The following is a 25,798-nucleotide window of genomic DNA, read 5'->3' as shown; positions in this document are numbered from 1 at the left end:
TTCATGGAGGAATGGGCCGCGATGAGCAACCGTGCAGTCCTTGAGGTGATCGCCCTCGACGAGGAGGACGCGGTCGCTGCCCAGACCGGTGGAGCCGACCGGCTCGAACTCGTCACCGACATGGCGGCGGACGGGCTCACTCCGTCCCGGGCCGGCTTCGCCGCCATCCGCGCCGCCGTCGACATCCCGCTGCGCGTGATGCTCAGGCTCACCGACGGCTTCTCGGCCGGCGGCCCCGAGGGCATCGACGCCCTCGCGGCCCGGGCCGCGGAGCTCCGCGAGGCCGGAGCGGACGAGTTCGTCCTCGGCTTCCTCACCTCCGACGGCGAACCGGACCTCGTCGCCGTCGAACGGCTCATCGCCGTCCTCGACGGCTGCCGCTGGACCTTCCACCGGGCGATCGACCGCACCGCCGACCGCGACGGCCTCCGCAAGCGCCTCGCCGACCTCCCGGGCCTCGACACCTACCTCACGGCGGGCTCCGCCACCGGGGTCGACGACGGCATCGCCACCCTCAAGGCCGAGGCCGCCCGCGCGGGCGAGCCGGGGTACGAGGCCCGGATCCTCGTCGGCGGCGGCCTGCGCCTCGACCACCTCCCCGAGCTCCGCGCGGCCGGCCTCGACGCCTTCCACATCGGCGGCGCGGCCCGCCCCCAGGGCTGGACCGCCCCCGTCTCGGCGGACGCGGTACGGGCCTGGCGCGAGGCCGTGGACGCGTAGGACGCGTTCGGCGGCCTCCCGGGCTCACCGCCGCTCGCAGGCTCAGCGCCGCCCGAGACGGTCCAGGCCGGGGAGGCCGGCCGGGCGCCCCGCGGACGCGGGCGCCGAGGCCGTCCTCGCCGATCTCGTGGTCGGCCACGGGGAACGACAGCGCGGGCGGCTTCCGCCGGCCGGTACCGCCGCCGCCCGAAGAAGGCCCGCGCCCGGCGGTAGGGGGCGGAAAACCCCTGGCCGCAGGGGACGGACGCCGACTAGCGTCACGGTTCATGACCGTGACCGCCCATGAAGGCCCCTCCGCCCCCGTCGACGCGGACCTCGTGGCGCGCCTGATCGCCGCGCAGTTCCCCGAATGGGCGGGACTTCCCGTACGGGAGGTGGCATCGGCCGGCACGGACAACCTGATGTTCCGCCTGGGCGACGACTTCGCCGTACGGCTGCCGAAGGCCGACTGGGCCACCGGGCAGACCGTGAAGGAGCAGCGCTGGCTCCCGCACCTCGCACCGCACCTGCCGCTCCCGATCCCCGTGCCCCTGGGACTCGGCGTGCCGGGGGAGGGCTTCGGCCTCGCCTGGGCCGTGTACGGATGGCTCGACGGCGCCGACGCCTTCACCGCCCCGATCACCGATCTCGCCCATGCCGCCGTGGAGCTGGGCCGCTTCGGCGCCGCCCTGCGCGCGGTCGACGCGACCGGCGGCCCGGCCTCCTTCCGGGGCGGGCCGGTCACGGAGTGGGAGGAGGGCGCGATGCCGGGGGCGATCCGCGACCTCGGCGCCGACGGCACGGTCGATCCCGAACTGGCCACCAAGGCCTGGGAATCGGTCCTCGCCCTGCCGCAGTGGGAGGGTGCCCCGGTCTGGATCCACGGCGACCTGCTCCCCGGCAACGTCCTCACCCGCGACGGCCGGCTCAGTGCCGTCATCGACTTCGGCGGCCTCGGCGTGGGCGACCCCGCCTGCGACATGATGCCCGGCTGGTCGCTCCTCACCGCCGAGACCCGTCCCCTCTTCCGTGAGGCGGCCCGGGTCGACGACGCCACCTGGGCACGCGGCCGGGGCTGGGCCCTGTGCTGGGGCCTGGTGACCGAGCACTACTACCGCGTGAAGAACCCGGTCCTGGCGGCCGTGGCCCACCGCACCTGGTCCGAGGCGCTCGCGGACAGCTGAGCCGGCCCGGCGGCCGGCCCCCGCTCAGTCCACCTTCGCGTTGGCCGGCCGCTCCCGGCAGGACAGGGCGTCGATCTCCGCGGTCGTGGGCTTCGCCTCGTTGCGCGCGGCCACCGGGACCCGGGGCAGGTCGTTCGCGAGATCGCGGTCCCAGTCGTTCCCGGAGACGTACTTCTTCAGCGCCTCCCGCAGCCTCTCGCACTCCTTCCGGTGTGCCGGGGTCCTGTGCATGGCGATGCCGTAGTCGTTGATCACCCCGAACGCGATCCCCGGCACGACGGCGAGCGTGGGCTCCGCCTCCATGAACCCGTAGAGGATCAGCTGGTCGGTGGAGACCGCGTCCACCTCCCCGGCCTTCAGGGCCTTGACGCAGTACCCCGCGTCCTTCTCCTCGCGCAGCCTGATCAGCTGGTACGCGGGCTTGCTGAGTTCGGTCAGCGAGGTCGTGCCCTTCCAGACGCAGACCTGCCGGCCGTCGAGGTCGGAGAGGCCGCGGTAGCGGTCCTTGTCCGCGGCCCTGACCAGGACGCCCTGCGGGGTGGAGGCGTACGGGCCCACGAAGTCGAGTCCCTCGCCGCCTTCCTCGACCGGCAGGGTCCGCTGCAGGGTGATCGAGTAGGTCGCGACCACCAGGTCGAAGTCCCCCTCCCGCAGGCTCTTGGCCCGGTTCTTGGAGAGGACGCCGTCGAACCGGATGGAGGCGGCGTCGATTCCGAGCCTCCCGAGGACCTCCTGCGTCACCGTGATGTCGAAGCCCTCGAACTCCCCGTCGTGCGGTTCGAATCCGGTCCCGGGCTGGTCGCCCTTCGCGGCGACCCGGATCTTCTTCCCCGCACCGAGCAGCGTCGGCTCCGGGGCAGCGGTGGTGCAGGCCGTGGCGAGGGCCGTCAGCACGGCGAGCACCCCGATCCACGGTCCGGCCGCTCGGCCTGGACGGCGTCGAACGCTCCGCATCACGTACGTTCCCCCGATCGATTCGCTTGCTGCCCGTCAGCGGTTGTGCAGGGTTCCCCGTGCCTTCGCGAGGCGCATGACGCAGTTCGGCTCGGTGTGCAGGACGAAGGCGAGGGTGACCTCGCCGCGGTGTCCGCCGAGGTCGAAATCGACGACGGAGTCGGCAGGGACCCGGCGCGAGGCCGGGGTGACACCCCGGGTGGTCGCCGTCAGCGTCGCGGTCGTCTTGTGGACACAGGTGGGTGTGGACGGATCGTCGTCGGAGACCGTCAGCGCGAGCCGCAGGCGGTCGCGCGCGTCACCGTCCGCCGGAGCGGGCATCACGAGCGTCAGGCGCCCGACGGCCGAGCCCTGCAGTGGCTGCCCGCCCCGGACGTCGATCGCGACGGGCACGTCGCTGTTGCGTGCGGCCGACCCGAACAGGCCGAGGCCGAGGAGGGAGCAGGCCAGCGCCAGGGCGAGCAGCGGCCAGCCCTTCCCCTGGACGGCGTACGCGACGGAGAAGGCGAAGCCCGTCCCGAGGGACGCGTAGAACAGGACGTACTGGCTGTGCGGCCCGCCGGGCCAGGCCAGGGCCGCGTAGACGGCGACGGCCACGGCGAGGAGGAGCGGCAGGACCTCCAACAGCCGCCGTCGCGAGGCCTGATGAAGGTTGAAGGTGGCGCCCGAACCGATGGTGTCCGCCGAGACCGAGTGGGACCCGTGGGTCTCGACGTGGCTGTCCCGCCGCTGCCCGTCCATGGTCATGACCGTCGTCTCGGCCGGTCGTCGCCGCTGCCGCCCAGGTTGAAGGTGGCGTTGTCACCGATCGTCTGGACAGCCACCGAGTAGTCGCCGTGAGCGGTGACCTGGGTCGTCGACGGAGCGGCGGGCGGCGCGGGAGTCGTCGCCCGTACGAGTTCCACGAGCCGCTCGGGAGCGGGCGCGTCCCCCTCGGCATCTGCAAGCCAGGCAGTCAACGCCTCGGCCAGCCGCCGCAGTTCGTCCTCGTCGAGGCGGGCCAGCTCCTCGTTCGCCCGCCGCTCGGTCTCGTCGTCGACGCCCAGGGCGGCTGCGGGACCGGTGCCGTCGCCCCGTCGGAAGATCCTGCGGAGGAAACTCTCGCCCGTGTCCACGGTCCCGTCGGCGAACCGCTGGACCGCGGCGCCCGCCACGGCCGAGCCCAGGGTGCCGGCGACGGCGGCGAACACGGGAGCGACTCCGGCGGTGACAGTGAGAAGTTCTGACACGGGTCCCCCAGTGGTTCCGGAAACGCACGGAAAGCTCGGTGAACACCGCGATGGTAAGCGATGGCCCGGCGCCCGCGCATCGGCCGCATCACGGCACTTGCGTCACACCGCGCCCAACTGCGGTGGAACCGGGGCAGAGTGAAGGACCGTCAGGCCCGACACGGCGCGGGTCAGCGCCACGTACAGGCGCCGCAGGCCCGTCCGCTCGTCCGGTTCGCCGTCGACGACCGCCGCCGGCTCGTCCAGGACCACGTAGTCGTACTCCAGGCCCTTCGCGAGCGAGGCGGGGACGAGCGTCAGCCGGGACTCGGCGGTGGTCTCCTCGCCGGGGGAGAGGTACGCCATCCCGGCCGCCGTCAGGGCCTCCGCCAGCGGGGCGATCCGCGCGTCGGCGGCGATCAGGCCGACCGAGCCCTCGTGCCCCAGGGACTCGACGCAGGCCGCGACGACGTCGGCGTCGAGGTCGCCGGCGGCGCGGACGACCAGCGAGCCCGGGTTCTCCCGGACCGACTCCACCGCCGCGAGCCCCGGCGACATGTGCGGCAGCAGCCGCGAGGCGTACGCGATGACCTCGCGCGGCACACGGAAGCCGGCGGTCAGCTCCTCCACGACCGCCTCCGGCTTGCCCAGGTGCCCGAGCGCCTGCGCCCAGCTCTCCGTGGCCCAGGGCGTCGTCCCCTGCGCCAGGTCGCCCAGGACCGTCGCCGAACCCGTCGTGCACCGGCGCCCCACCGCCCGGTACTGCATCGGGGACAGGTCCTGCGCCTCGTCGAGGACCACGTGCCCGAGCGAGTGCGTCCGCTCGACCAGGTCCCTCGTCTCGTCGATCAGCACCGCGTCCGCCGCCGACCACTTCGCCGACCTCACGCTCCGCGCCGGCTTCGCCCACAGCAGCAGCTTCTGCTCGTCCTCGGTGAGCAGCCCCTCCGCGTGCTCCGCCAGGAAGTCGGCGTCGCCCAGGAGCCGCAGCACCAGCTTCGCGGGCTCGACGAGCGGCCAGCACTCCTTCACGACGGCCTTCACCGCGGGGTTCCGCGCGACGGCGTTCTGCACACGGTCGTCGGGCGCCTCGCCGGCCTCCTCCATCCGCACCAGGACCGCGTGCGCGATCCGCTGCGGCAGCGCGTCGCGGGCAGCCCCGTACCGGATGTCCCGGTCCAGCAACTCCTGGACCATCTCCTCCAGTTCGTACGCGGGCACCCGCCACCGGCGCGAGCCGCGCACCACCATCAAAGGCTCCTTCGGCAGCGAGACGTGCGAACGGACCGCGCGCCGCAGCACCTCCGCCATCCGGGCGTCGCCCTTGACGACCGCCGTCGCCGCGTCGTCCGTCCCCCGCACCTCGACGTGCGCCACGAGGTCGTCGACGGTCGCCTGCTGGACCTCCAACTCGCCGAGGGCGGGCAGCACTTGCTCGATGTAGTGGAGGAAGGAACGGTTCGGCCCGATGACCAGGGTGCCGGTGCGGGCCAGCCGCTCCCGGTGCGCGTACAGCAGATAGGCGACACGGTGCAGACCGACGGCGGTCTTTCCGGTGCCGGGGCCTCCCTGCACGCACACCGTCCCCGACAGGTCGGAGCGGACGATGCCGTCCTGCTCCGGCTGGATCGTCGCCACGATGTCCCGCATGGGGCCGACGCGGGGCCGCTCGATCTCCGCCTGGAGCAGCCGGCTCGTCGTCTCCAGCTCCGCCGGGTCGGAGAGGTGCTCGTCCTCGTACGCGGTGAGCTCCCCGCCCGTGTACCCGAAGCGCCGCCGCAGCCCCACGTCCTGCGGGTCCTTCTTCGACGCCTGGTAGTACGGCTGCGACACCGGGGCACGCCAGTCGATCACCATCGGGTCGCCGTCGGCGTCGTGGACGTGCCGCCGGCCGATGTAGAAGCGCTGCCCCTCCTGCGTGGTGTGCAGGTAGTCGAGCCGCCCGAAGAACAGCGGGGTGTCGGCGAGGTCCGCGAGCGCTTTGATCCGGTCCTCGATCTGGCGCCCCAGGACGAGGGAGTTGACCCAGTTCGCCGTGACGTCCTTGATGTCGAGCGCCTCGACGTCCTCGCGCATCGCGCGGAGCGCGGAGCGGGACTCGGTCAGATGGGCGCGCTCACGCGCGAGCGGATCGAGCGGACCGGAAACGGGCGCGGGTACGGACGCGGGCACGGTGAAGCCTCCGAGCAGGTGGATACACGGACACGACGAGGTGGCCGCCGGTTTCCGGCCGGGCGGCGGCTCTCCACGGAGGGAGGCGGGGAAGCTGGCGAGTGTAACTCCGGCCGGGCGCACGGGGCGAATCCTTTTCCCCCTAAGGGACGGGGTCCGTCGTGAGGCGGACCCCGGTTCCACCCCCAGGCCGATGTGTTCGGAATGTCCGGATTCCATGATGGAAGCATGACCGCGACGACCTTCACCCTCGTGACCACCGTCCCCCGGCCCCGTACCCGCCCCCTCGCCACCGCGTTCCGCGCGATACGCGCCTTCGGCGGCGCGGCGGCCGGCGTCGTCCTCCTCGGCGACTACGGCCCGCCCGAGGCGGGCGTCAGGAACCCGCGACCTGAGTACGCACCCGGCCCCGACTGAGTACGCGAACGCCTGTCGAGGGCGGGCCGCCGACTGATGTGATCAGTACATGACGCCGACCACGCCCACGCCCGCCAACACGGCCGACGACCTCGCCCGCACCACCAGGACCCTGCGCTTCACGGCCCTCGGCGGCTTCCTCGTCCTCGCCGCGCTCCTGGTCCTCACCGCGATCCTGGCCATGGGCGACGCCATCAGCGGCGACGGCGTGGGCGGAGGCTTCACCGACGCCGCCTTCTGGATGTTCCCCTTCGCCGCGGCGGCCGGCCTCGTCGCCCTCGTCACTCCTCGGGACCTGATGCCGACCACCCCGCGCCGGGCCCTCGTCATCGCCCAGTACGCCCTCGGGATCGCCGGAGTCTTCCTCCAGACCCTGGACTGAGGGGCCCGGCGCTACGGCGCCAGCAGCTCGTCCGCGTCGACGATCCGGTACGCGTACCCCTGCTCGGCCAGGAACCGCTGCCGGTGCGCCGCGAAGTCCTGGTCGATCGTGTCGCGCGCGACGACGGAGTAGAAGTGCGCCTGGTGCCCGTCGGACTTCGGCCGCAGGACCCGGCCGAGGCGCTGCGCCTCCTCCTGGCGCGAGCCGAAGGTGCCCGAGACCTGGATCGCGACCGTCGCCTCCGGCAGGTCGATCGAGAAGTTCGCGACCTTCGAGACGACGAGCACGCTGATCTCGCCCGTACGGAACGCGTCGAAGAGCTTCTCCCGCTGTGCGTTCGGCGTCTCGCCCTTGATGACCGGCGCGTCCAGGTGCTCGCCGAGCTCGTCGAGCTGGTCGATGTACTGCCCGATGACGAGGATCTGCTGCCCCTCGAACTTCTTCACCAGGGCCTCGGTCACCTTCCGCTTCGTCGCGGTCGTCGCACAGAAGCGGTACTTCTCCTCCGGCTCGGCCGTCGCGTAGGCGAGCCGCTCGGAGTCGGTGAGGTTGACCCGGACCTCGACGCAGTCGGCGGGCGCGATGTAGCCCTGCGCCTCGATCTCCTTCCACGGCGCGTCGAACCGCTTGGGCCCGATCAGCGAGAAGACGTCGGACTCGCGCCCGTCCTCCCGGACGAGGGTCGCGGTCAGCCCCAGCCGGCGCCGCGCCTGGAGGTCGGCGGTGAACTTGAAGACGGGAGCGGGCAGCAGGTGCACCTCGTCGTAGACGACGAGGCCCCAGTCGCGCGAGTCGAAGAGCTCCAGGTGCGGGTAGATGCCCTTCCGCTTGGTCGTGAGGACCTGGTAGGTGGCGATGGTGACGGGCCGGATCTCCTTCTTCGTCCCGCTGTACTCGCCGATCTCGTCCTCGGTGAGCGAGGTCCGCTTGACCAGCTCGCTCTTCCACTGGCGGGCCGAGACGGTGTTGGTCACCAGGATCAGCGTGGTCGCCTTGGCCTCGGCCATCGCCCCGGCCCCGACCAGCGTCTTCCCGGCGCCGCAAGGCAGCACGACGACCCCGGAACCGCCGTGCCAGAAGCCGTCGACGGCCTGCCGCTGGTACGGCCGCAGCGTCCAGCCGTCCTCGGCGAGCTCGATCGGGTGGGCCTCCCCGTCGACGTACCCCGCGAGGTCCTCGGCGGGCCAGCCGAGCTTCAGCAGCGTCTGCTTGATCTGCCCGCGCTCGGAGGGGTGCACGGCGACGGTGTCCTCGTCGATCCGCGCGCCGACCAGCGGCTGCACCTTCTTCGACCGGAGGATCTCCTCCAGGACGGGCCGGTCGGTGCTGGTCAGGACGAGCCCGTGCGTGGGGTGCTTGGAGAGCGTGAGCCGCCCGTACCGGTCCATCGTCTCGGCGATGTCGACGAGCAGTGCGTGCGGCACGGGGTAGCGGGAGTACTCGACGAGCGCGTCGACGACCTGCTCGGCGTCGTGCCCGGCGGCACGCGCGTTCCACAGACCCAGCGGCGTCAGCCGGTAGGTGTGGATGTGCTCGGGCGCCCGCTCCAGCTCCGCGAAGGGCGCGATGGCCCGTCGGCACGCCTCGGCGAGCTCATGGTCGACCTCCAGGAGCAGCGTCTTGTCGCTCTGGACGATGAGAGGCCCATTCACGCGCGATCAGTCCTTCCCGGGCCGCTCCCGACGACGGCGGCCAATCCTCCAGTCTGCCTGATGAGGGGTGGTCGGCGCGATGCCGGCGTCGCGAGGCGGGAGTCGGACCCGGCTGTCGGACGTCAGACCTGGTCGTCCGCCAGCTCCGCGACGCCCGTGATCCGGTGCAGGGGGTACGTGCGGACCTCGTCGGCCGTGTGGTCGTAGCCCGTCACGAAACCGCCCTCCACGCGGACCGGGGCGATGACCCGCTGGCTCGCCGCGCCCTCCGCGTTGACATAGCCGATCCAGACCGCCGAGCCGGTCATCGCGGCCGCCTGGACCGTCGCCAGGGTCTCGGCCGCCGACGTCCGGGGCAGGGCGCCGGCGGCAGTCGGCGTCGAGGGCTCCTTGCGGACCGCCGTCGCCGCCCGGTCGCCGGCCCGGATGGCCCTGACCGCCGCGGTGAGGAGGGTGTCGTCGGGGGACGGCGGCCCGTCGGGGACGGGGACCGGGGCCGTACGGGCCGGAGTGCGGTACGCGTCGGCGCGAGCGATCAGGACATCGCCCTCGGCCGACTCCGCCGCCGGGGCGTACCCCATCGCCCGCAGCCCGTCGAGCAGCGACACCGGGTCGGTCTGCGCCGCGAGCACGGTCGGCGCGAGGCGGCGCAGCCCCAGGGGCTGCGACCGGCGGTCGGCCAGGATCTCGCCGAGGACCGTGTCGTCGTCGCAGCGCACGTACGCCGACGCCGCCCCGACCTTGAGGTGGCCGTGGCGTCTCGCGACGTCGTCGATCAGATAGGCGAGCGGCTGCGGGACGGGCGTGCGGGAGTGCGCGGCGAGGAACGCGTGCAGGTCGGTCGCCGTCTGCCCGGAGTCGAGCGCGCGCCGCACGGAGCCCGGCGTGAACCGGTAGACCGTCGCACCACCCTTCGATTCCACGTCCGCGAGGACGCCCAGCGCGTCGGCGAGGGGCCGCCGCAGCGGGCCCGGCGCCACGGCCGTCAGGTCGGCCTGGAGAAGCACGTGGTCGACGGCCTCGGGGAGCAGCGGCGCGAGCAGCGTCGCCGCCCGGGTCGCGGCCACCGACAGCTCCACCCCGCCGCCCGGCTCCGCGGCGGTCGCGGCCTCCGCGAGCGGCAGGTTGAGGAGTGCGCGGGCCGGGCCGGACAGCGCGCCGCGCCCGGTCAGCCCGAGCAGCTCGGCCTCCTCGAGGGTCCAGCTCGCGATCCGGGAGCGCACGGTCGCGGCCCCCGCGGACGCCGAGCCGTCGGCGCCCCGCAGCGGGCGCTCCCAGCGCAGCCGGGCCAGCAGCGACTCGGGGTCGGCGGCGGCGCCCGGCGGAAGCGTCGCGAGCAGGAAGAGGACCCGGTGCCGCACCTCGGGGGCGGCCGAGCGGTCCAGGTCCGGGCCGAGCGCCGACAGCGTCCGGCCCTTCGCGTCCTGCCCGCCGACCAGACCCGGCGTGCGGGTCGCGCCCAGCCACGGCGTGACGAGCCGCGCCCACCGCTCGGCGGGCGGCAGGTCCAGCCAGTCGTCGTAGGCGGGCGTCGGCGCGTACCGCTCGTCGGCCTCGCCGTCCGAGGCGAGCAGCCCCGCCGCGTAGGCGAGCTCCAGCCAGAAGCAGGCGATCTGCTCGGAGACGTCCAGGGTCGCGGCGATCCGCTTGAGGTCCCGCACGGCCAGCCCGCCGGCGCGCAGGACCGGCGGCCCGCCCCGGTCCCAGGCCTTCAGCAGCTCCTCGACCGTCGCGAGCGCCACGTACGCCTGCCCGGCGGCGGCACTGTCCACAACCTGTGGACGGTAGTCGCGCCGCACCACCGGCTCCGGTGCCACGGGCTCCGGCGCCCGGTGCGCCCGGCCGCCCCGCAGGTGCAGCGCCACCTCGCGCGGCAGCACCATCGTCCGCGCCGACACCGGAAGCAGCAGCCCCCGGTCGCGCAGCCAGCGCACGGGCGGCGCCGGATTCGCCGTCACCTCGCCGTACGGCGGACCCCACACCAGCCGGTCCAGGACGGCGAGCGCCTCCGGCGGCGCCGTGTCGAGCAGCTCGCCCATCCGCGTCCGGTCGGTGAAGAGCCCCGTCAGCGCGGCCACCGCCGACACCGGGTCGTGCGTCGGCGTCAGACCGGCCGCCGTGATGATCTCCTGCACCCGGCCCGGCGACATCCCGGACGTGGCCTCGGCGACCGTCGGCCCGAGCCCGGTCGGCGACGGATGCTGCGCCGAGGGCGCCAGCAGCTCCCGCGCGGTCCGGACGAGCCGCAGCCGCTCGTCCTCGCCCCACACCAGCGCCTGCTCGCGCAGCAGGGCGACCGCGCCGGGCAGCGCCGCCTCGATCTCCGGGTCGCCCTCGTCGCCGGCGAGCAGCCCGAGGAGTACGGGATACGGGGTCGGGTCCGGGCCCACCGCGAGCGCTTCCGCCGTCTGGAGGGCGAAGCGGTCGAGCCGCTCGATCGCCCGGATCACGGAACCGCGCGTGCCGGCGCGGGTCGCCAGCTGCGTCAGGTCGTTCGGCACGGGCCCCAGGAGGTCAGGCCGGGCGCGCAGCAGCGCGGCCAGGCCGTCGTCGCCCCGCGCGCGCAGCGCTTCCGCGAGCGTGCGCGGCGCCGCGGCGCCAGATGCTTCGGCCACGTGCGCCTCCCGGTCGAGCTCACCGATCCCCATCCGCCCCACGTTAGCCCCTGCCCGCGCGCTACCGTCGGGTCGTACCGGGCGAACCGGCCGTGGAGGGGCACCGTGGGGATCGAGAGCGACCAGTTGGTCTACGACTATCTGAGCAGGGTCGGCGATCTGGCACAGCAGCGGCAGCTGCCGGCGAGCGACCGGATGCGGCTGGTGTCGACGCTGCGGAACGAGATCGACCGGCGCCGAGCGACGTACGGCGAGGAGAGCCCGGCTGCGGTCCGGGGGATCCTGGGCGCGCTGGGTACGCCGGACGAGGTCGTGGAACGGGCGGAGGACGGCCCGGGCGCGGCGGGCGGGCCGCCGGTCCCGGCGCCGCGGTCCAAGGCCCCCAAGGCCCCCAAGGCTCCCAAGGCCCCGAAGAAGGCGGGGAAGACCCCCGCGAAACCGTCCACGCCCCCGTCCCCCACCCCCTCCCCGTCCTCCCCCTCCGTCCCGCCGCCCCGCGACGGCGACATGGACCCCGACTGGTGGCGTACGGACGTCACCAGCGCCACCGAGATCGACGTGACCGAGGGTCTGCCGGGCTTCGTCGGCGGCATCGAGCGGCCTGACCTCTTCTTCGAGCCCCCGTCCCCCGGGACCGACGACGAGGAGTCCGAGGACGAGGAGGCCGCCCCCGGCCGGTGGCGCCGCGCCGTCCGCTTCGTCCTGCGCCGCAAGACCGCCCCCGCCCACGACCCCGACCTCGACGTGGAGGAGGAGACCGAGGAGACGGTGGCGGCCCCCGCCCGCCCGCGCCTCGCGAACCCCTTCGTCCTGCTCGCCGCGCTGCTCCTGATCGGCGGCGCCGTCTTCGGCTCGCTGCTCGCGCTCGCCGTCGGCTGGCTCCTCGCGTACGCCTCCCGCCGGCTGACCCCCGGCGAGGTCAAGGGCGCCGTCCTCGTCATCCCCGGCCTCGCCGCCGCGACCGGCACCGTCTGGCTGTGGGGCCGCGTCGAGGGCCGCTGGGGCGAGGCCGTGGCCCCGGGAGGCGAGGCGATGGGCGCGGCGGTCTCCGAGACCTGGCCCTGGGTGCTGCGCGGCGCGGCGATCGCCTCGGCGCTGTTCCTGCTCTGGCGCTCGCGCAGGCACTGAAGCCGGTACTACGCCACGACCTCGGCGTGCCACGGCGCCCCCGGGACCACCAGCGGCGAGCCCGTGACCGGGTCCGGGACGACGACCGACTCCAGCCCGAAGACGTCCCGTACGAGCTCCGCCGTCACGACCTCCTCCGGCGGGCCCTCCGCGACCACCCGCCCGGCCTTCATGGCGACGAGGTGGTCGGCGTACCGCGCGGCCTGGTTGAGGTCGTGCAGGACGAGGACGACGGTCCGGCCGCGCAGCCGGTTGAGGCGGCGCACCAGGTCGAGTACCTCCACCTGGTGGGAGATGTCCAGGTAGGTCGTGGGCTCGTCGAGGAGCAGCAGGTCGGTCTCCTGCGCGAGCGCCATCGCGATCCACACCCGCTGCCGCTGGCCGCCCGAGAGCGCGTCGACGGACCGGTCGGCGAGCGCGGCCACGTCCGTGCGCTCCATGGCGTCCGTGACGGCCCGCTCGTCCTCCTCCGACCACTGCTTCCACCAGGCCTGGTGCGGCTGGCGGCCCCGGGAGACCAGGTCCCCGACGGTGATGGCCTCCGGCGCGACCGGCGTCTGCGGAAGGAGCCCGATGGAGCGGGCGATCCGCTTCGTGGGCAGCTTTGCCAGCTCCTCGCCGTCGAGGAGGACGGCGCCGCCGGCCGGCCTGAGGAGCCGGCCGAGCGCCCGGAGGGTGGTCGACTTGCCGCAGGCGTTGGGGCCGACGATCACCGTGACCTTGCCGTCGGGGATCGCGAGGTCGAGCTCGTGGACGACGGTCCGGTCCTCGTAGGCGAGCGTCAGCCCGCGCGCGGTCAGCCTGCTGCTCACGCGTTACCTCCTGCGGTACGGCTCCGGACGATGAGCCAGATCAGATACGGGGCGCCGACCGCCGCCGTGAGGACGCCCACGGGCAGTTCGACGGGGGAGAGGAGCCGCCGGGCGAGCAGGTCCGCGACGACCACGATCACCGCGCCGGCGAGCGCGGAGCAGAGCAGCGGGATCTGCGCGGTCCGCGTCATGCGGCGGGCGATCTGCGGGGCGAGCAGGGCGACGAAGTCGACCGGCCCCGCGACGCCCGTCGCCACCGACGCGAGGACGACCCCGACGGCGACGAGCCCGAGGCGGACCCGGCCGAGCCGGACCCCGAGGGCGGTCGCCGTGTCGTCGTCGAGGGAGACCGTCCGCTGGGCGCGGGCGGCCCACAGCGCGGCGGGCAGCATCAGGAGCAGCGTCCACCGGATCGGCGCCGACTCCTCCCAGCCCCGCCCGTTGAGGGAGCCGGTCATCCAGATCTGGGCCTGCTGGGCGACGAGGTAGTCGCCCTTCGTCATGAAGAGCGTGGTGAGGGACCGCAGCGCGATCGCGAAGCCGATGCCGATGAGCACGAAACGCGTCGCGTGCAGCCCGCCGCGCCAGGCGAAGACGTACACGAGCGCGGCGGCCAGGATCCCGCCCGCGATCGAGAGGTACGGCAGCACGGCGTACGAGCCGATGCCGAAGGTCATCGCGGCGACGGTGACCGCGCCCGCGCCCTGGCTGATGCCGATGATGTCGGGGCTGGCGAGGGGGTTGCGGGCGACGGTCTGGATGAGGGCGCCGCCGATCCCGAAGGCGGCGCCGACGGCGAGCGCGACGACGAGCCGCGGCTCGCGCAGCTCCTCCACGACGAACGCCGACGGCGAGGACTCGCCGAGGAGGATCCGTACGACCTCCGAGGGGCCGACGAACCGCTCGCCCACGCAGAGGTACGCGACGGAGGCGGCGGCCAGGAGCAGCAGGAGGCCCAGGGCGACGAGGGCCGAGCGCCGGTGGACGAGGAAGGATCCCCGCCCGGCGCGCACGACCCCGTACCCGGCGGGCCGCACAGCGGAGGTCGTCACGCGGGCACCGCCTTCCGCCGCACCAGGGTGACCAGGAACGGCACCCCGATGAGGGCGGTCATCACCCCGGCGGGCACCTCGCCCGGCGGGAAGACGACCCGCCCGGCGACATCGGCCACGAGCAGCATCACGGGCCCGATCAGCGCGGCCATGGGCAGGACCCAGCGGTGGTCGGAGCCGACGACGGCCCGCGCGATGTGCGGGACGGCCAGGCCGACGAAGGCGACGGGCCCGGCGGCGGCCACGGCGGCGCCGGTCAGGACGGTCGCGCCGAGACCCCCGACGATCCGCACGGTCGCGACCCGCTGCCCCAGACCCTTGGCCACGTCCTCGCCGAGCGCGAGCGCGTCGAGGCCGCGGGCCACGGAGAGCACGAGGACCGCGCCGAGCAGCAGGAAGGGCCAGATCTGGCCGACGATCTCGGCGTCACGCCCGTCGAGGGAGCCGATCTGCCAGAACCGGAACTCGTCGAGGGCCGAGGCCCGGGTCGTGAGGACTCCGGTGGTGACGGACAGCAGCAGCGCGTTGATCGCGGCGCCGCCGAGCGCCAGCTTCACGGGCGTGGCCCCGCCGCGCCCGCCGGAGGCGATGGCGTAGACGGCGACGGAGGCGAGCGCGGCGCCCGCGAAGGCGAACCACACGTACCCACCCAGGCTGTGCACCCCGAAGAAGGCGATGGCGAGAACGACGGCCACCGACGAGCCCTGGCTGATGCCGAGGATGCCGGGGTCGGCGATCGGGTTGCGGGTGATGCCCTGGAGCGCGGTGCCGGCGAGGGCGAGCGCGGTGCCGACCATGAGCCCGATCAGGGTGCGCGGGACGCGGAGCTGCCGGACGACCTCGGCGTCGTCGCTCGTCCCGCCGTGCAGCAGGGCGTCGAGGACGGCGGCGGGAGCGATGGCGCGGGCCCCCACGGCGAGGCTCAGGAGGACGGCGAGGAGCAGGGCGACGACAGCCGCCGAGGTCGCGAGGACCCGTCTGGAAGGGAAAGCGGCTGGCATGGGGACCCATCGGCGGAGTGCGGGGTTCGGTAAGGCTCGCCTCAGTGTAAGCAGCACGGATTATTCGAACGCCGGGGCCCGCGCCTCCCGCAGAATGGCTCCATGACGACGACGAACCAGCCCCACCGGCCCCCCGCCTCCCCGTCCCCGCTCACCGTCGGTTTCGACCTCGACCTGACGCTGATCGACAGCCGCCCGGGCATCAAGGCCGCCTGGGAGGCCTTCGCCGCGGAGACCGGCGCCGAGATCGACGCCGACCTCGTCGTCACCCGCCTCGGCCCGCCGCTCGAACACGAGATGGCGTACTGGTTCCCCCAGGAGCAGGTCGAGGAGATGGTGGCCCGCTACCGCGCGCTCTACCCGGCGTACGCGATCGAGCCCTCGCCCCCGATGCCGGGCGCCCGGGACGCGATCCAGGCCGTGCGCGACGCGGGCGGCCGCACGATCGTCGTCACCGCCAAGAACGGCCCGCACGCCGAGCTGCACCTCGCGCACCTCGGCATCGAGCCGGACGCCGTCGTGGGCGGCCTGTGGGCCGAGGGCAAGGCCGAGGCCCTGCGCGCCCACGACGCCCAGGTGTACGTCGGCGACCACGTCGGCGACGTCCGCGGCGCCGCCACGGCGGGCGCCCTCGCGGTGGCCGTCGCGACCGGCCCCTGCGCCCCCGAGGAGCTCCGCGCGGCCGGCGCGGACGTGGTCCTCACGGACCTGACGGACTTCCGCCCGTGGCTGGAGACCTACCGCGCCTGAACGCCCGCGGCCGCACCCTCCCGGGCCTGCCGCCGCTGCGCCGCGATCGACCGGAGCACCCCGGCGGCGGCGACGGCGAATCCGACCCCCATGAGCATGGAGACGGTGTACGCGACGGTGGGAAACGGTTCGGTCCCGAGGAACAGCGGAGCCACCGTGACCAGCGTGGCCACCGCGCCGATGCCGAAGAGCACGACACCGGCTTTGACGAGGCCGTCACCCGGCGCGCTGTCGTTCACCGGTCCGGCAGGGGTTTCACTAGGCATCCAGACAGGGTAGTTCCCAGGCCGTACGAACACTTCGGCGGCGTCTTGTGAGCGGCCACCGGAGCACTAGCCTTGGTGCCGGCGGGTCGGTCGACCCGCCGTTTGCCATCCCCAGCGACGAGTACGAGGACGAGGACAGACGTGCCTACCGGCAAGGTCAAATGGTTCAACAGCGAGAAGGGCTTCGGCTTTCTCTCCCGCGACGACGGCGGCGACGTCTTCGTGCACTCGTCGGTGCTCCCTGCCGGAGTCGACGCACTGAAGCCGGGCCAGCGGGTCGAGTTCGGAGTCGTCGCAGGTCAGCGTGGTGACCAGGCGCTCTCCGTGGCGATCCTCGATCCGACGCCGTCCGTCGCCGCCGCGCAGCGCCGCAAGCCCGACGAACTGGCGTCCATCGTGCAGGACCTGACGACGCTCCTGGAGAACATCACTCCGGCACTGGAGCGCGGGCGCTACCCCGAGAAGACCCAGGGCAAGAAGATCGCCGGGCTGCTCCGCGCGGTGGCGGACCAGCTCGACGTGTAGCGGCGCTTACGGGAACGACAGCGCGTCCGGGCCGAGGGGCGGTACGAGTCCCTCGGCCGCGGCGCGGGTGAGCAGGCCGCGGACCGCCGCGTAGCCGTGTTCGCCCAGGTCGGCCGTGAATTCGTTGACGTAGAGGCCGATGTGCTGGTCGGCCACCTTCGGGTCCATCTCCTGGGCGTGCTCCAGGACGTACGGCCGGGAGGCCACCGGGTCGTCCCAGGCCATCCGTACGGATGTACGGGCCGACTCGGCCAGCAGCCGCAGCGCCTCCTCGCCCAGGGAGCGGCGGGCGACGATCGCGCCGAGCGGGATCGGCAGCCCGGTCGTGGCCTCCCAGTGCTCGCCCATGTCGGCGAGGCAGTGCAGGCCGTAGTTCTGGTACGTGAAGCGGGCCTCGTGGATGACGAGTCCCGCGTCGACCTTGCCGTCGCGGACGGCGGGCATGATCTCGTGGAACGGCATGACGACGACGTTCCCGACGCCTCCCGGCACGGTCTCGGCCGCCCAGAGGCGGAAGAGGAGGTACGCGGTCGAGCGCTCGCTCGGCACCGCGACCGTCTTCCCCGTCAGGTCCATATCACCCTCGCGCGTGAGGACGAGAGGCCCGCAGCCCCGGCCGAGCGCGCCGCCGCAGGGCAGCAGCGCGTACTCGTCGAGGATCCACGGCAGCACGGCGTACGAGACCTTCAGGACGTCGTGGTCGTCGGTGCCGCTCTCCGCCCAGCCGTTGGTGACGTCGATGTCGGCGAAGGTCACGTCGAGGCGCGGAGCGCCGGGGACGCGGCCGTGGGCCCAGGCGTCGAAGACGAAGGTGTCGTTCGGGCAGGGCGAGTAGGCGATCTTCAGTTTCACTTCGCCTCCACGGAGGGGGTGGGGTTCGCGAGGGTGGTGGGGTTTGCGAGGGTGGTGGGGTTCGTGAGGAGCGGCGGGCTCAGCAGGGCGAAGGCCTGCCTCAGCGCGTCCAGCGCCTCCCCGATGCGCCAGGCCGCGCGGTCGCGCGGACCGACGGCGTTCGACACGGCCCGGATCTCGACGACGGGCACGCCGTACGCGGCGGCGGCCTCGGCGACGCCGAAGCCCTCCATCGCCTCGGCGGCGGCCGTCGGGTGGCGCCCGGCCAGCTCGGCGGCGCGTCCGGCCGTGCCGGTGACGGTGGAGACGGTGAGGACGGGCGCGACGGTGTGCGGCCGGCCGCCGGCGCGCAGGGCGTCGGCGAGGGGGCCGGTGAGGGAGTGCGGTACGGGGTGGGCGGAGCGCCCGAACCCCAGCTCCTCGACGGCCAGGTACCCGTCGGGGGTCTCCGCGCCGAGGTCGGCGGCGACGATCGCCTCGGAGACGACGACGGTGCCGATCGGGGCGTGGGGTGCGAACCCGCCGGCGATCCCGGCGGAGACGACGAGGTCGTACGGAGCGCCGGTGTCCGCCAGGGAGGCATGTGCCAGCGCGGTTCCGGTCGCCGCGGCCACGGCCGCGGGCCCGACGCCGCCGACGAGGAGATCCACTCCGTCGGCGTGGCGGCGCAGGGTGAGGCCGCCCGGGAGCGGTACGGGCTCCCGGACGGGGTCCCCGGAGGTCTCCGGGGCGTCGTGACCGAGGCCGGCGGCGACGGAGTCGGCCTCCGCCGCCACGGCCGTCACGATCAGGATCCGGTGGACCACCGGCGGATCAGGATTCCTTCTTCAGCTGGAAGTGCCAGATGCCGGTGAGCTTCTTGCCGGTGTTCTCGACGATGGTCACCTGGGTGTTGTCGGTGGCCTCGCCGGTCGTCTGGCTGGAGAAGAAGGCGCTGGCCGGAATGGTCCGGTACGTCTTCTTGTACGGCTCGGGTTCGGCCTGCTGGCCGCCGAGGAAGATCGTCCAGCCGTTGTCCGCGATCTCGGGGTCGACCCCGAAGCGGATCTTGTCGTCCATCGCCACGGTGATGGACTTCTCGGCCTTCTTGTTGAGGCACTGCTGGATCTGCGACTCCTTGATGGCGTCGCCGTCGTTGTAGCAGGCGGCCTCGGAGTGGATCGAGTCGGACCCGACCGTGACGGTCGCGATCGGAGTCGGCTTGTCGCAGGCGGAGAGAACGAGGAGCCCGGCGGAGACGGCCCCGAGGGCGACGGCGGCCCGGCGGCGCGAGCCGGAGAAGAACGCAACGGTCATGAGCCGAAGGCTATCGGGCCGCCGCGCCCGCGCCACGCGGGGGTACGGCGCGCCGCCGCTCCGTGACCTCGGGAGAGTTCCGCGGCCCTACGCCACTCGCGCCTTGTGCCGGCCCTGCGGGCCCGGCGGACCCGGGTTCCGGCGGGCGGCGGCGAGCAGGCCGCGGACGGCGAGGAGCGCGCCCAGTGCCAGGATCCCGGCCGCCACGGCCATGCCCAGCTGTCCGTTCAGCGGCAGCGCGATGCCGATCCCGCCGCCCACCACCCACGCCATCTGCAGCGCCGTCTCCGAGCGGGCGAACGCGGAGGTCCGCACCGACTCGGGCACGTCCCGCTGGATCAGGGCGTCCAGGGACAGCTTCGACAGGGCCTGCGTGAGGCCCGCGACCGCGCCGAGGACGGCGACCATCAGGCCGCCGAAGAAGATGGCCGCGCAGATCGCCGTACCGCACACCACGGTGATCATCGTGGCGATGATCACCTCGGGCCCGTGGCCCCGGTCGCGCAGGAGCGAGCCGGCGGCCGTGCCGCACGCGTTCCCGACGCCCGCCGCGACGCCCACGATCGCCAGGGAGACGGCGGCGCTCTGCCCCGACAGCGGATGATCGCGCAGCAGGAACGCCAGGAAGAAGATCAGGAAACCCGACAGCATGCGCTGCGCCGCGTTCGCCTCCAGGCCGTGCAGGACGGACGGGCCGACCGTCCGCAGGCTCGGCTTCTTCTCGCCGTGCGTCAGCAGGTGCGCCCGCCGTTCACCCTTCGCCGAGTCCACCTTGTGCGGCATCCGGAGCGCCCAGAACGTCCCGAGCAGGAACAGCGCGCACGCCCCGTACAGCGGATAGCGCGGCCCGATCGTCTGGAGCCCCGCCCCGATGGGCGCGGCGATGCCGGTGGCGAGCAGTCCCGCGAGGGTGACCCGGGAGTTCGCCTTCACGAGCGAGAACTTGGGTGGGAGCAGGCGCGGGACGACCGCGCTGCGCACCACCCCGTACGCCTTCGAGGCGACCAGGACGCCCAGCGCCGCCGGGTACAGCTCCAGGCCGCCGGTGGCGACCGCGCCCGACATCATGATCGCGAGGACGGCGCGGGTCAGCATCGCGCCCGCCATGGCCGCGCGCCTGCCGTGCGGGATGCGGTCCAGGAGCGGGCCGATCACGGGGGCGAGGAGCGTGAAGGGCAACATCGTGACGGCGAGGTAGAGGGCGACGCGGCCGCGGGCCTCGTCCGTGGGCACCGAGAAGAAGACCGTCGACGCGAGGGCGACGGTGATCATGACGTCCCCGGCGCCGTTCACGGCGTGGAGCTCGATCAGTTTGCCGAGTCCCGACTCGCCCGCGCCGTGGGCGTGGGTGGCTTTGCGGATGCCTCTCGCGGTCCCGGTGAAGGGCAGGTGCAGGGCGCGTCCGACCGACCGGCCCGCTCGGCGGAGCGGTCCGGCATGATCTTCGGATCGTGCGGGAGACCGTGCGGCTGCCACTCCGTCATAGTGCCCCACCGGCGCGCCGGACGAACCGTGGCGCGGCGAACGGCGGCGGTACGAAGGCCGTACGGAGCCTGTACGGAGGCGGTTCGCAGGCAGTACGGGGCCGTGCGGAGGCGTTCGAAGACCTGCGCGAAGGTCCTGTGCAGGTTCCGTACGGAGGCGTCTCCGGGGTGGCGGCAGGGCAGCCGCGCGGCTGCTGCAGAGCGGTCCCGGAGCGGCGCCGACGCGGTCCCGGCCGTCCGCGATCCGGGCCACTTGAGACGGGCAGGTGGGCGGAGGCCCGCGAACGGGGTAGCGTGCGTAGCGCGTCACCGGCGGAAGTTCTCGGCCGCGCGCCTCTTCGGCATCCCGCAGAATGGATGGCGATAGGTGTGCCCGAGACACGCGAGACAAGTCGGGTGCGGACGTCGATGCGGCCCTCAGGTCCGCTCCGCCCGCCGCCCGTGGCTTCGCTTTCGCCCCTCGGCCGGCGCACCCGTGAGACGGCGTAGGAGAGAAGCGAGACCTGTGAGTGCTGCGACGACGCGAAGCGGTGCCCCGCGTACCCCGCGAGCCACGCGTACCCCCGACCGCCTGTGCGTCGAGGCGGTAGACCTCGCGCGGGAGGCCGCCGAGGAGGCGGCCGCGCCCGGCATCGTCGGCCCACACGTCGAGGTCGTCGCGGAGGGCGACCGGGTCGTCACGCACTTCTTCGAGTGCCGGGAGCCGGGCTACCGCGGCTGGCGCTGGGCGGTGACGGTCACCCGCGCCTCCCGCGCCAAGAACGTCACGCTTGACGAAACCGTCCTGCTGCCCGGTGCCGACGCCCTCCTCGCCCCCGAATGGGTGCCGTGGAGCGAGCGCCTGCGCCCCGGCGACATGGGCCCGGGCGACCTGCTGCCGACCGAGCAGGACGACCTGCGTCTGGAGCCCGGGTACTCGGGCGAGGACGCGCCGCCGCCGAACTCGGCGGTCTCGGAGGAGCTGGCGGACCACCTCGACGCCGAGGACGCCGAGATCGTCTCCCGTACGCCCTCCCGGGGTGCGATCGCCTCGGTCGCCGAGGAGCTCGGCATGCGCCGGGCCCGGGTCCTGTCCCGGTACGGGCTGCACGTGGCCGCGGACCGCTGGGACGAGAGCTTCGGCGCCAAGACGCCGATGGCGCAGGCGGCGCCCGCGTCCTGTGAGTCCTGTGCGTTCCTGGTGCCGCTCGCCGGCTCCCTGAAGCAGGCGTTCGGCGTGTGCGCCAACGAGTTCTCCCCGGCGGACGGCCGGGTCGTCTCCCTCGCGTACGGCTGCGGGGGCCACTCGGAGGCCGCGGTCATGCCGAAGCCCCCGCGCCCGGCGCCCCCGGTCCTCGACTCGATGGCCGCGGACGTCTTCCCGCTCCGCCCGGCCAAGGACTCCGGCTCGACGACGGAGCCCGACGACTCCTCCGAGGACCTGGGCCACTCGTAGGCCCTGTCCGGCGGATCAGGGCCGGGTCCGAGGCGTCCGGCCGCCGGGACAGGCCCTGACCCTCCCCCCGCCCCCGGGATGTGCTTCCGCGCGCCCCGGGGCCGGGTCGTGCCCCGGCGGCCGGGGCAGGGCGGAGCGCGGTACCTTTCGGGCCCCGGACCTTCGGGTCCGGCAGTGTCACCGCCCGGGTGATCGCTCAGGTCACCGCCCAGATCACCGCCCCGCAGAGTGGAGTCAGACGTGAGCGTCAGCGTCCGGACGACGACCGACGGAACCGATCCCTTCGGCACCGCACGGCTGCGGCGGGGAGTGCTCGACGCCTGGGGCGCCTCGCCCGCCCGGTTCCGGGAGGACGCCAACGCCGAGGAGGACCTCGCGCTCGGCGGCTACCGCGACCGGCTCGTCGTCGAGCTCGCCCAGAACGCCGCCGACGCCGCCCACCGCGCCGGTGTCACGGGCCGCCTCCGCCTCACCCTCCACCCCGCGGACCACGAGGGCCCCGCAGTCCTGGCCGCCGCCAACACCGGCGCGCCGCTGGACGCCACGGGCGCCGAGTCGCTGTCCACGCTCCGCGCCTCCGCCAAGCGGGAGCAAGGCGCCGGCGCCGTCGGCCGCTTCGGCGTCGGCTTCGCCGCCGTTCTCGCCGTCTCCGACGAGCCGGCCGTCCTCGGCCGCCACGGCGGCGTCCGCTGGTCCCTCGCGGAGGCCCGCGAACTGGCCGCCGAGTCCGCCCGGTACAGCCCGGGCCTGGGCGACGAACTCCGCCGCCGGGACGGCCACGTACCCCTCCTGCGTCTCCCGCTGCCCGCCGAGGGCACCGCGCCCGACGGCTACGACACGGTCGTCGTCCTCCCGCTGCGGGACTCCGCGGCCCAGGACCTCGCCGAGCGTCTCCTCGCATCGGTGGACGACGCCCTGCTCCTCACGCTCCCCGGCCTCGCGGAGATCGTCGTCGAGACGGCCGAAGGGGTACGGACCCTCCGCCGCTCCGAGGACGACGGCTATGTCCGCATCGACGACACCGCGACCGGCACCCACCGCTGGCGGACCGTCTCCCACGCCGGGCCCCTCGACGCCGAACTCCTCAAGGACCGCCCGGTGGAGGAGCGCCTCCGCCCGCACTGGTCCGTGACCTGGGCCGTACCCGTCGACGGCGAGGGCGCCCCGCGTCACCCCGGCACGGAACCCGTCGTCCACGCCCCCACCCCCACCGACGAGCCCCTCGGCATCCCCGCCCTGCTCATCGCCTCCCTGCCGCTGGACACCGCGCGGCGCCACCCGGCGCCCGGCCCGCTCACCGACTTCCTGGTGCAGCGCGCGGCCGACGCGTACGCCGAACTCCTCGCCGACTGGCACCCGGTGACGACCGCGACCCTCGACCTCGTGCCCGGCCCGCTCGGCAAGGGGCCGCTCGACGGGGCACTGCGCGAGGCGATCCTCGACCGGCTGCCGAGGGTCGCGTTCCTGGCACCGGCCGCCCCGACCGAGGAGCTGCCCGCGCTCCGCCCCATCGAGGCCGAGGTCGCGGAGGGCGCGGGTGCGGACACGGTCGACGTCCTCGCGGAGGTCTTCCCGACGCTCCTCCCGGCGGGCCTGGAGCGCCGCCCCGAGCTCCGCACCCTCGGCGTGGGCCGGGTCCCCCTCACCGAGGCCATCGACCGCCTCGCCGGGGTCGACAGGGCTCCGACGTGGTGGTGGCGGCTCTACGACTCCCTCGCCGGCGTCGACCCGGACCGCCTGACCGGCCTTCCGGTGCCGCTCGCGGACGACGCCGAGGCCCTCCGCGTCCGCACGACGATCGGCCCCCGCCAGGTCCTCCTCCCGCAGGACAGGACCCCCGCCGAGCTGACCCGGCTCGGCCTGAAGGTGGCGCACCCGGAAGCGGCGCACCCGCTCCTGGAGAAGCTGGGCGCCCTGCCCGCCACGCCCCGCGCGGTCCTGACGACCCCGCAGGTGCGGGCGGCGGTCGCGGCCTCCCTCGACGCGGGGGAGATCTGGGACGAGGACGCCGACACGCTCGACGCGGAGGAACTGGCCGACACGGTCCTCGCCCTGGTCCGGGACGCCGAACTCGACCCGGGCGACGAGCCCTGGCTCGGCGCGCTCGCTCTCCCCGATGAGGACGGCGAACTCTCCCCGGCGGGCGAGCTGGTGCTCCCGGGGTCGGCCTTCGCGGCGGTGATGCGCGAGGACGAACTGCCCTTCGTGGACGCCGAACTCGCCGCCCGCTGGGGTGAACGCCCCCTGGCGGCCTGCGGAGTCCTGTCCAACTTCGCCCTGGTCCGGGCGACGGACCTGGTCCTCGACCCGGACGAGGTCGAGCCGCGGGAGGGTGACTACCCGGAGCCGGACGACGCCGGGCTCCTCGACGCGGTCGACGTGTGGTGCGAGGACGTCCTGGACCGCCTGCCGGAGTCGCCGGTGCCGCCGGTGGCGACGGAGATCGTGGCGGTACGGGACCTGGACCTGGTCGACGACGAGGCCTGGCCGCAGGCCCTCGCCCTGCTGGCGCAGCCCCCGCTCCGGGACGCGCTCACCCAGCCCGTGCGGATCCTCCTGCCCGACGGGACGACGGAGACGGTCCGCTCGTACACGGCGTGGTGGCTCCGGGACCACCCGGTCCTGGACGGCCGCCGCCCGGCGGGCCTCCGGGCCGAGGGCTCGGACCCCCTCCTCGCCGGCCTGTACGACTCCGCCGACGCGACCGGCTTCGACGACGAGCAGGTCCTGCGGGCGCTGGGCGTCCGCACGTCGGTGGCGGCGCTGCTGGAGGAACCGGGAGGCGCGGCGGAACTCCTGACCCGCCTGGCGGACCCGGAGCGCGAGGTCACGGCCCCCCAACTCCACGCCCTCTACACGGCGCTGGCGGACCTGGACCCGGAGCAGGTGACGCTCCCGGACGAGCTGCGCGCGGTGGTGGACGGGGAACTGGTCGTCGTGGACGCGGCGGAAGCCCTGGTGGCGGACGCCCCGGACCTCCTCCCGCTCACCGGCGACACCCCGCTCCTGCCCGTGGCCCCGTCCCGCGCGGCCGACCTGGCGGAACTGTTCCAGGTCCGCCGCCTGAGCGAGGCGTTCGAGGCCGAAGTGACGACGGTCGGCGAGGAACACGAGGTTCCGCCCTCGGTCCACGCCCTTCTGGGCCCGTCGACCCCGTCCTCGTACATCGAGCACGAGGAACTCCGCGCGGCGGGCGTGGAACTGGACTGGCGCGTCACCCCCGACGGCGTACTCCACGCCGCGACCCTGGAGGGCGTGGCGGCGGGCCTGGCCTGGTCGGCGGGCCAGTGGCCGCGCCGCTTCGAGGTGGCGGCCCTCCTGGAGGACCCGTCCCGCACGGCGGAACTGGCGCGGGACCGCTGGTTCGACTGAGCCGGGCCCGGTCCCTGGCAGCCGGGACCAATGCGTCAGGGCAGGGCCTCACATGGTGGTGAGGCCCTGCCCTGTCAGCACGCCGGCCCGGCCCCGCGCGCGTTTCCGAGGCGCGAGGGCCGGCGCCCTGCGCTCAGTCCAGGCAGAACTCGTTCCCCTCGGGGTCGCCCATCACGATGATCCCCTCGTTCTCGCTGTCGGATTCGAGCCGGTACAGCCGCTTGGCCCCCAGCCCCTCCAGCCTGGCGGCCTCCACCTCCAGCGCGTCCATCCGCTCGTCGCCGGTCAGACCGGGGGCCGAGCGCACGTCCAGGTGCAGACGGTTCTTCACCGTCTTGCCCTCGGGGACCGTCTGGAAGTACATCCGCGGCCCCTTGCCGTCCGGATCCGTGATGGCCGCCCAGTCGGTGAAGCCCTCCGGCGGGGGCTGGAAGCGGTAGCCCAGCACCTCGGCCCAGAAGGCCGCGACCATGCCCGGATCGGCACAGTCGTACGTCACCTGAAATTCCTTTGCCATGGCGGCATCCTCGCACCGCAGTCCG

At 74.1% G+C, this 25,798-nt stretch carries 24 protein-coding genes; 9 read left to right on the top strand and 15 right to left on the bottom strand.

Annotated elements, in window-relative coordinates; all coding sequences use genetic code 11:
• Nucleotides 1–21 precede the first annotated feature (21 nt).
• Together DEJ46_RS17380 and DEJ46_RS17375 are read left to right on the top strand one after the other, a co-directional pair.
• Nucleotides 22–720 carry a copper homeostasis protein CutC gene (locus DEJ46_RS17380; protein WP_150267529.1) on the top strand — a complete coding sequence of 233 codons (699 nt, stop codon included), beginning with the start codon at nucleotides 22–24 and terminating at the stop codon, nucleotides 718–720.
• Between the two features lie 266 nt (nucleotides 721–986).
• Complete coding sequence (locus DEJ46_RS17375; RefSeq protein WP_150267527.1) at nucleotides 987–1,883, top strand: aminoglycoside phosphotransferase family protein; 897 nt, start codon at nucleotides 987–989, stop codon at nucleotides 1,881–1,883.
• Between the two features lie 24 nt (nucleotides 1,884–1,907).
• Here the strand turns inward: DEJ46_RS17375 and DEJ46_RS17370 are convergent, their stop codons facing one another.
• The 4 genes from DEJ46_RS17370 to DEJ46_RS17355 all read right to left on the bottom strand — a co-directional run bounded on the left by DEJ46_RS17370 (nucleotide 1,908) and on the right by DEJ46_RS17355 (nucleotide 6,217).
• On the bottom strand, nucleotides 1,908–2,786 hold the full coding sequence (locus tag DEJ46_RS17370) for a transporter substrate-binding domain-containing protein (RefSeq protein WP_223834737.1): 879 nt from the start codon (nucleotides 2,784–2,786) through the stop codon (nucleotides 1,908–1,910).
• Between the two features lie 87 nt (nucleotides 2,787–2,873).
• Nucleotides 2,874–3,578: a hypothetical protein gene (locus DEJ46_RS17365; protein WP_150267523.1), complete on the bottom strand. Its 705-nt coding sequence runs from the start codon at nucleotides 3,576–3,578 to the stop codon at nucleotides 2,874–2,876.
• Nucleotides 3,579–3,580: 2 nt separating this feature from the next.
• Nucleotides 3,581–4,066 carry a hypothetical protein gene (locus tag DEJ46_RS17360; protein WP_150267521.1) on the bottom strand — a complete coding sequence of 162 codons (486 nt, stop codon included), beginning with the start codon at nucleotides 4,064–4,066 and terminating at the stop codon, nucleotides 3,581–3,583.
• Nucleotides 4,067–4,168: 102 nt separating this feature from the next.
• Nucleotides 4,169–6,217 (bottom strand): HelD family protein, encoded by a 2,049-nt coding sequence (locus DEJ46_RS17355; protein ID WP_150267519.1) that lies wholly within the window; start codon nucleotides 6,215–6,217, stop codon nucleotides 4,169–4,171.
• Between the two features lie 228 nt (nucleotides 6,218–6,445).
• Here DEJ46_RS17355 and DEJ46_RS17350 point away from each other — a divergent pair, with 228 nt between their 5' ends.
• The gene (locus DEJ46_RS17350; protein ID WP_017239332.1) at nucleotides 6,446–6,634 is read left to right on the top strand and encodes a hypothetical protein; all 189 of its coding nucleotides are present in this window, start codon (nucleotides 6,446–6,448) and stop codon (nucleotides 6,632–6,634) included.
• A 49-nt stretch (nucleotides 6,635–6,683) separates the two neighbouring features.
• Nucleotides 6,684–7,016: a hypothetical protein gene (locus tag DEJ46_RS17345; protein ID WP_150267517.1), complete on the top strand. Its 333-nt coding sequence runs from the start codon at nucleotides 6,684–6,686 to the stop codon at nucleotides 7,014–7,016.
• 11 nt (nucleotides 7,017–7,027) lie between these two features.
• Here DEJ46_RS17345 and DEJ46_RS17340 read toward each other — a convergent pair whose 3' ends face one another.
• A complete protein-coding gene (locus DEJ46_RS17340) occupies nucleotides 7,028–8,668 on the bottom strand; it encodes a DNA repair helicase XPB (RefSeq protein ID WP_150267515.1) in 1,641 nt (546 codons plus the stop codon).
• Nucleotides 8,669–8,790: 122 nt separating this feature from the next.
• Nucleotides 8,791–11,316 carry a helicase C-terminal domain-containing protein gene (locus DEJ46_RS17335; protein WP_150267513.1) on the bottom strand — a complete coding sequence of 842 codons (2,526 nt, stop codon included), beginning with the start codon at nucleotides 11,314–11,316 and terminating at the stop codon, nucleotides 8,791–8,793.
• A gap of 72 nt (nucleotides 11,317–11,388) precedes the next feature.
• Here DEJ46_RS17335 and DEJ46_RS17330 point away from each other — a divergent pair, with 72 nt between their 5' ends.
• Nucleotides 11,389–12,411 (top strand): hypothetical protein, encoded by a 1,023-nt coding sequence (locus DEJ46_RS17330; protein WP_150267511.1) that lies wholly within the window; start codon nucleotides 11,389–11,391, stop codon nucleotides 12,409–12,411.
• A gap of 8 nt (nucleotides 12,412–12,419) precedes the next feature.
• On the opposite strand, the gene DEJ46_RS17325 is transcribed toward DEJ46_RS17330, so the two are convergent.
• The 3 genes from DEJ46_RS17325 to DEJ46_RS17315 are packed head-to-tail and all read right to left on the bottom strand — an operon-like array spanning nucleotide 12,420 to nucleotide 15,276.
• Entirely contained in the window at nucleotides 12,420–13,223 is an 804-nt protein-coding gene (locus DEJ46_RS17325) for an ABC transporter ATP-binding protein (protein ID WP_150267510.1), read from the bottom strand.
• Complete coding sequence (locus DEJ46_RS17320; protein WP_150267508.1) at nucleotides 13,220–14,275, bottom strand: FecCD family ABC transporter permease; 1,056 nt, start codon at nucleotides 14,273–14,275, stop codon at nucleotides 13,220–13,222. Before DEJ46_RS17320 ends, DEJ46_RS17325 begins: the two co-directional genes overlap by 4 nt.
• Entirely contained in the window at nucleotides 14,272–15,276 is a 1,005-nt protein-coding gene (locus tag DEJ46_RS17315; protein WP_150267505.1) for a FecCD family ABC transporter permease, read from the bottom strand. Before DEJ46_RS17315 ends, DEJ46_RS17320 begins: the two co-directional genes overlap by 4 nt.
• 102 nt (nucleotides 15,277–15,378) lie before the next feature.
• Here DEJ46_RS17315 and DEJ46_RS17310 point away from each other — a divergent pair, with 102 nt between their 5' ends.
• The gene (locus DEJ46_RS17310; RefSeq protein ID WP_150267503.1) at nucleotides 15,379–16,026 is read left to right on the top strand and encodes an HAD family hydrolase; all 648 of its coding nucleotides are present in this window, start codon (nucleotides 15,379–15,381) and stop codon (nucleotides 16,024–16,026) included.
• Here the strand turns inward: DEJ46_RS17310 and DEJ46_RS17305 are convergent.
• Entirely contained in the window at nucleotides 16,014–16,292 is a 279-nt protein-coding gene (locus tag DEJ46_RS17305) for a hypothetical protein (protein WP_190622714.1), read from the bottom strand. The genes DEJ46_RS17310 and DEJ46_RS17305 overlap by 13 nt on opposite strands.
• 141 nt (nucleotides 16,293–16,433) lie before the next feature.
• On the opposite strand from DEJ46_RS17305, the gene DEJ46_RS40775 reads away from it, so the two are divergent.
• Nucleotides 16,434–16,817, top strand: coding sequence for a cold-shock protein (locus tag DEJ46_RS40775; RefSeq protein ID WP_033211384.1), 384 nt, complete (start codon nucleotides 16,434–16,436; stop codon nucleotides 16,815–16,817).
• A 6-nt stretch (nucleotides 16,818–16,823) separates the two neighbouring features.
• Here the strand turns inward: DEJ46_RS40775 and DEJ46_RS17295 are convergent, their stop codons facing one another.
• From DEJ46_RS17295 to DEJ46_RS17280, 4 genes are all read right to left on the bottom strand, one after another.
• Nucleotides 16,824–17,669: a 1,4-dihydroxy-6-naphthoate synthase gene (locus tag DEJ46_RS17295; RefSeq protein WP_150267499.1), complete on the bottom strand. Its 846-nt coding sequence runs from the start codon at nucleotides 17,667–17,669 to the stop codon at nucleotides 16,824–16,826.
• Nucleotides 17,666–18,475 carry a futalosine hydrolase gene (locus DEJ46_RS17290; RefSeq protein ID WP_150267497.1) on the bottom strand — a complete coding sequence of 270 codons (810 nt, stop codon included), beginning with the start codon at nucleotides 18,473–18,475 and terminating at the stop codon, nucleotides 17,666–17,668. Before DEJ46_RS17290 ends, DEJ46_RS17295 begins: the two co-directional genes overlap by 4 nt.
• A 7-nt stretch (nucleotides 18,476–18,482) precedes the next feature.
• On the bottom strand, nucleotides 18,483–18,965 hold the full coding sequence (locus DEJ46_RS17285; RefSeq protein WP_150267495.1) for a DUF2771 domain-containing protein: 483 nt from the start codon (nucleotides 18,963–18,965) through the stop codon (nucleotides 18,483–18,485).
• A gap of 87 nt (nucleotides 18,966–19,052) precedes the next feature.
• Nucleotides 19,053–20,441: an MFS transporter gene (locus tag DEJ46_RS17280; protein ID WP_150267493.1), complete on the bottom strand. Its 1,389-nt coding sequence runs from the start codon at nucleotides 20,439–20,441 to the stop codon at nucleotides 19,053–19,055.
• A 513-nt stretch (nucleotides 20,442–20,954) separates the two neighbouring features.
• Between DEJ46_RS17280 and DEJ46_RS17270 the strand changes: the two genes are divergently transcribed.
• A complete protein-coding gene (locus DEJ46_RS17270; protein WP_150267491.1) occupies nucleotides 20,955–21,884 on the top strand; it encodes a DUF3027 domain-containing protein in 930 nt (309 codons plus the stop codon).
• 228 nt (nucleotides 21,885–22,112) lie between these two features.
• Nucleotides 22,113–25,256 (top strand): sacsin N-terminal ATP-binding-like domain-containing protein, encoded by a 3,144-nt coding sequence (locus DEJ46_RS17265; protein ID WP_150267489.1) that lies wholly within the window; start codon nucleotides 22,113–22,115, stop codon nucleotides 25,254–25,256.
• A 133-nt stretch (nucleotides 25,257–25,389) separates the two neighbouring features.
• Here the strand turns inward: DEJ46_RS17265 and DEJ46_RS17260 are convergent, their stop codons facing one another.
• Entirely contained in the window at nucleotides 25,390–25,773 is a 384-nt protein-coding gene (locus tag DEJ46_RS17260) for a VOC family protein (protein WP_150267487.1), read from the bottom strand.
• Between the last annotated feature and the right edge of the window lie 25 nt (nucleotides 25,774–25,798).

Origin of the sequence: Streptomyces venezuelae, assembly GCF_008642375.1 — a bacterium.
GTDB classification, from domain to species: domain Bacteria; phylum Actinomycetota; class Actinomycetes; order Streptomycetales; family Streptomycetaceae; genus Streptomyces; species Streptomyces venezuelae_G.
Note: the sequence above shows the minus strand (reverse complement) of the source record. Positions and strands in the feature narration are given on the sequence as shown.